This is a genomic window from Parafannyhessea sp. (genome assembly GCF_051876455.1).
GTDB lineage: Bacteria > Actinomycetota > Coriobacteriia > Coriobacteriales > Atopobiaceae > Parafannyhessea.
Map to the genome: position 1 here is coordinate 1 of NZ_JBJEHW010000042.1, position 5,062 is coordinate 5,062.

Annotated in this window: 2 protein-coding genes and 1 pseudogene; all 3 read left to right on the forward strand. The window is 69.2% G+C overall.

Going from position 1 to position 5,062, the window contains the following annotated elements; all coding sequences use genetic code 11:
- Positions 1-352 (forward strand): annotated as a pseudogene (locus tag ACI38Z_RS02060) (protein translocase subunit SecF); the annotation flags it as partial.
- Positions 353-354: 2 nt separating this feature from the next.
- Positions 355-4,023, forward strand: a complete 3,669-nt coding sequence (gene recJ, locus ACI38Z_RS02065) for a single-stranded-DNA-specific exonuclease RecJ (protein ID WP_439788526.1) — start codon at positions 355-357, stop codon at positions 4,021-4,023.
- Positions 4,024-4,048: 25 nt separating this feature from the next.
- Positions 4,049-5,062 (forward strand): RelA/SpoT family protein (locus ACI38Z_RS02070; protein WP_439788527.1); only part of this gene is annotated, 1,014 nt, incomplete at its 3' end.

Here is a 5,062-nt window from a genome sequence, read left to right on the forward strand (position 1 = left end):
CCGCGTGAACGAGAACGCCAAGCAGCTCAAGGACGGCGTGCCCCGCACGTACCACCAGATTGCGAACTTCTCGATCAACGAGGTCATCGTCCGCACCATCAACACCACGATCACGACGATCGTGCCCGTCATCTGCATGCTCGCGCTGGGCGGCTCCACGCTCAAGGACTTCGCGTTCGCGATCCTCGTGGGCGAGCTGCTGGGCACGTACTCGAGCTTCGGCGTCGCGAGCCCGCTGCTCTCCATCTGGAAGACGCGCGAGCCCAAGTGGCGCAAGCTGGAGGAGAAGTACGGGTGGGACGCTGCCGCGGCACCCTCTCAGACGGCTGACGCCGCCGGGGGAGCCGAGTAGCCGTGCCCGGGCTCGCCAACAGCAGAAGGTGGGAGCTCCTACCGCAGGACCCCGAGGCCGAGCGTCGGCTCGCCGAGGGGTGCCACGTCCCCGCCCTGGTGGCGAGGACGTTGGCCGCGCGCGGCATCAGGACCGTGGAGGAGGCCAAACGCTTCCTCTCGCCCTCGCTCGAGCGTGACTGGCAGGACCCCCTCGTCATCCCCGGGATGCGTGAGGCGGCCGACAGGGTCGATCGCGCCATCGCTGCCGGCGAGTCCATCGCGGTCTTTGGCGACTTTGACGTGGACGGCATGTCCGCAACCTGCCTGCTCACGCTTGGCCTCCGCGAGCTGGGGGCAAGGGTGTCACCGTACATCCCGCACCGCTTTGGCGAGGGCTACGGGCTCTCGCGCGACGCGCTCACGCGCGTGATCGAGGGCTGCCACCCAGACCTCATCGTGACGGTCGACAACGGCATCGCGTCCAAGCTCGAGGTCGCGTGGCTCAGGACCCAGGGCATCGACGTCGTGGTGACCGACCACCACGAGCCGGCGGAGTTCGTGCCAGAGAACGTCCCCGTGTGCGACCCCAAGCTGGAGGAGAAGAACCCCTCCCGCGAGCTCGCGGGCGCTGGCGTTGCCCTCAAGCTCGTGCAGGAGCTTGGCCGCCGCCACGGGCGGGACGATCTCTGGCGCCGCTACACCGAAGTGGCGACCCTGGGGACCATATCGGACATGATGCTCCTCACGGGCGAGAACCGCGCCCTCGTGGCGGACGGCATCTCGTGCATGAGGAGGACCCGCCGCCCGGGCCTTCTGGCCCTGGCCGCGACGGCCGGCGTCGACCTGCAGACCATCACCTCGGACGAGCTGCCCTTCTCGCTCATACCGCGCCTCAACGCGGCCGGCCGCATGGGGACGACGGACGTCGCCTTCGACCTGCTGCTGACGGACGACCCTGCCGAGGCCGCGACGCTCGCCGGCAGGCTCGAGCGGACCAACACGGAGCGGCGCGAGATCGAGGCGCAGCTCACCGAGGAGGCCATGGCCAAGGTCGAGGCCACCTACGACGGGGGCCGCGTGGTCGTGGTCGGTGGCGAGGGCTGGCACGAGGGCGTCAAGGGCATCGTGGCGAGCCGCATCGCCAACCGCTACCACGTGCCCGCGATCCTCTTCTCCATCTCCGACGGCATCGCGCGCGGGTCGGGCCGCTCCGTCGGCAGCGTCGACCTCTTCCACGCCGTCGACCAGTGCTCGGACCAGCTCGTGCGCTTCGGCGGGCATGCCGGTGCCGTGGGCGTCACCTGCGACGCCGCGAACCTCGACTCGTTCAGGGAGTCGCTCGAGGAGGCCATGGAGGCCCTTCCCGCCGAGGACTTCGAGGACCGGGGCGAGGTCACCGCCATCGTTGGCCTCGACGAGATGACGATTCCCAACATCGACGCGCTCGAGGTCATGCAGCCGTTTGGCCAGGGCAACAAGAAGCCGCTCTTTGGCGTCCGCGGCGTCACCATGCGCAACCGCGCCAAGGTGGGCGGCCAGGGCAACCACCTGCGCTTCGTGGCTACCGACGGCGTGAGCAGCGTCGCGGCGATCATGTTCCGCGCGCCGGAGATCGACCGCGCCGTGGACTGCGAGGGCGCGGTCGACCTCGTGTTCGAGCCTGTCAGCGAGACGTGGCAGGGCCGCACCAAGCCAAAGCTCATGGTGAAGGACATCGCCTACCGCGACGCGGCCGCGCCCGACGGCGAGCCCGACGGCCTGGCGGACGAGCTCTTCTCGCGCGCCGGCGAGATACTCTCGCGTGACGAGTACGCCACGGTGGCCGAGGCCGAGCGCTTCTCCACCAAGGTCGTGGGCGTGAGCTTCGACGGCAGACAGGGTGCCACGGAGGGCCTCGCCAGGGGAGAGGGACTCGCGCTCGTGCGCGAGCCCGACAACGGGGCCGACCCCAACGCCATCGCCGTGAGGCGCTCCGACGGACGTCCCCTGGGCTACCTGCGCAGGCAGATCGCGGCGGCGCTCGCGCCGCTCATGGACGCCGGCGCCACGTACGAGGCGAGCGTGCTCGAGGTTACGGGCGGAACGGAGGCGAAGCCCTCGCGAGGCGTCAACATCAGCGTGGAGCGCACGCACGCCCCCGCGAGCGACGACGCCGCCGAGGAGACGGCCGGCGCCGTACGCTCCTACCTGGGGACGCTCGGGCCGGATGAGCTCACGGACGAGCTCCGCCGCGCGCTCATAGGCGCCCACCGGCTCCTGGAGGCGCAGCGGCTCGCCGTGGAGCAGCTGGGCCAGGGCCGCTCCACCCTGTGCGTCATGGCCACGGGGCGCGGCAAGTCGCTCATCTTCCACCTGCACGCGGCACGCGAGGCCATACTCGGCCACGGCGCGAGCGTCTTCGTGTACCCGCTCAGGGCGCTCGTGGCGGACCAGGCCTACCACCTGCAGTCGACCTTCGGCAAGCTCGGCATGCGCGTCGAGGTGCTCACGGGCGAGACCCCGCTCGAGGAGCGCCGCAGCACCTTCGCGGCGCTCGCCGCGGGGGAGGCCGACGTCATCCTCACGACCCCGGAGTTCCTCGCGATACACCGCGACCAGTTTGCCCAGGCGGGGCGGGTGTCCTTCGTCGTCGTGGACGAGGCGCACCACATGGCCGGCGCGCGTGGCGGCAACCGGAGCGCGTACGCGCAGATGCCGCAGGTGCTCGAGGCGCTCGGCAACCCAACGGCACTCGCCGTCACGGCCACGGCGGAGCCCAAGGTCGCGCGAGAGATCCTGAGCCTGCTGCCCATTGCGCAGGACGACGTGATCGTGGACGACTCCGTCCGCCAGAACCTGCACCTGCGCGACCTGCGCGAGGTGCGCGACCGCGAGGCGGTGCTCGTCAACGTGGTGTCCACGGGCCTCAAGACCGTGGTCTACGTCAACTCGCGCGAGCAGTCCGTCTCGCTCGCGCGCATGCTCAGGCAGAACATCCCCGAGCTCGCGCACCGCATTGCGTTCTACAACGCGGGCCTCTCGCGGGCGGACCGCCTGCGCGTGGAGGAGGCCTTCCGCTCCGGCGAGCTCTGCTGCATCGTGAGCACGAGCGCGTTCGGCGAGGGCGTCAACCTGCCAGACATCCGCAACGTCATGCTCTACCACATGCCGTTCGGCTCGATCGAGTTCAACCAGATGAGCGGCCGTGCGGGTCGTGACGGCGCCGATGCCCAGATCTACCTGCTCTTTGGCAGCCGCGACGCCCGCATCAACGAGCGCATCGTGTCCTCGGCGGCGCCGGCGCGCAGCGACCTCGTGCTGCTGTACCGCGCGCTCAGGACGCTGGCCCAGCAGGCGGCCGCGGAGGAGGACGACGCGTCCTTCTCGTCCTCCAACGCCGACATCGCGCAGCTCGCGCTCGAGATCGACCCCGCGTCGCGTTTGGACGAGAAGAGCGTGTCCTGCGGCGTGTCGATCTTCCGGGAGCTCGGGTTCCTGGAGACCTCGGGCTACGGCTCCGCCCGGCGCATTCGGATGGTGGAGTCGCCGCGGCGGATGGAGCTCGACAAGTCGATCCGCTACCTCGAGGGGCTGCGCTCGCGCGACGCGTTCGACGCCTTCAGGGACTGGGTGCTTGCCGCGCCCACGGAGGAGCTGCTCGAGAGAATTACAAGGCCAATAACACCGGACTTCGGCCACGTGGTAGGCTAGTGGAATCTTATTGAAAGGGGTTCCCATGGGAGACACCTCAAACGCCGCGGACCCCGCGCGACGAAAGAACGTACCGCAGGCGGACAACTGGCGCGTGCTGAGGAGCACGTGCGCCTCGTACCTTGACCCTGAGGCGCTCGCGAAGGTCGAGCGCGCCTACGACTTTGCCGCCGAGAGCCACCGCGACCAGCGCCGCCGCTCCGGCGAGGCCTACATCAACCACCCCGTGGAGGTCGCGTACATCCTGGCCAAGGACCTGAAGATGGACGCCGACCCCATCTGCGCCGCACTTCTCCACGACACCGTGGAGGACACCCCCGTGACGCTGGACGAGCTGACCGAGAAGTTCGGCCCCACGGTGGCGGAGCTCGTGGACGGCGTGACGAAGCTCACCTCCATCAACGTGAGCTCCATGGACGAGAAGCAGGCGCTCACGCTCCGCAAGATGTTCCTCGCGATGTCGAAGGACATCCGCGTGGTCATCATCAAGCTGGCCGACCGCCTGCACAACATGAGGACGCTCGCCGCGCTACCGGCGGACCGCCGCAGGTTCAAGGCGCGCGAGACCATGGACGTGTACGCGCCGCTGGCGGACCGACTGGGCATCAGCTCCATCAAGTGGGAGCTCGAGGACCTGGCGTTCTTCTACCTCGAGCCCGAGGAGTACGAGCGCATCGCCCGCATGGTGCAGGAGACGCGCGCACAGCGCGAGCAGAACACGCGCGAGGCCATCCGCGTGCTCGACGCGGAGCTCAAGCGCGTGGGGCTCTCCGACTACCAGATAACCGGCAGGCCCAAGCACCTGTGGTCCATCTACCAGAAGATGACCCGCAAGAACAAGGAGTTCTCGGACATCTACGACCTCATCGCGCTGCGCGTGCTCGCCAAGACGGTGGGGGACTGCTACTCCGCGCTCGGTGCGGTGCACACGCTCTGGCACCCGCTGCCCGGGCGCTTCAAGGACTACATCGCGATGCCCAAGCCCAACGGGTACCAGTCGCTGCACACGACGGTTATCGGCTCGGACGCGCGTCCCATC